Origin of the sequence: Pseudoalteromonas sp. RB2-MNA-CIBAN-0110, assembly GCF_040309305.1 — a bacterium.
GTDB lineage: Bacteria > Pseudomonadota > Gammaproteobacteria > Enterobacterales > Alteromonadaceae > Pseudoalteromonas > Pseudoalteromonas arctica.
The window spans coordinates 1-243 of the sequence record NZ_JBEOOQ010000304.1 but is presented as its reverse complement, the minus strand read 5'-3'; the positions used below and the strand labels follow the sequence as shown (position 1 = coordinate 243).

The 243-nt window shown below is 43.2% G+C and carries 1 protein-coding gene; it reads left to right on the top strand.

From position 1 onward, the window contains the following. Positions 1 to 243 (top strand): MraZ-related protein (locus AAEY68_RS21595; protein WP_502935726.1); only part of this gene is annotated, 243 nt, incomplete at both ends.

The following is a 243-nucleotide window of genomic DNA, read 5'->3' as shown; positions in this document are numbered from 1 at the left end:
GTACCGAGATACGCTATTGTCTGAAGATCAGGGAACGGTAATTTGCACCGTTGCACTCAATGAGCCTTGCCTTTGGTTATACCCTCTTGCTGAATGGTTAGAAATAGAAAGCCGTTTAGCAAAAATATCTAATATGAATCCTAGAGCACGACGGATGCAACGTATGTTGTTAGGTAATGCGACAGAGTATCAGCTTGATAAAAACGGTCGAATTTTGTTGGCGCCTTCATTGCGCTCACATGC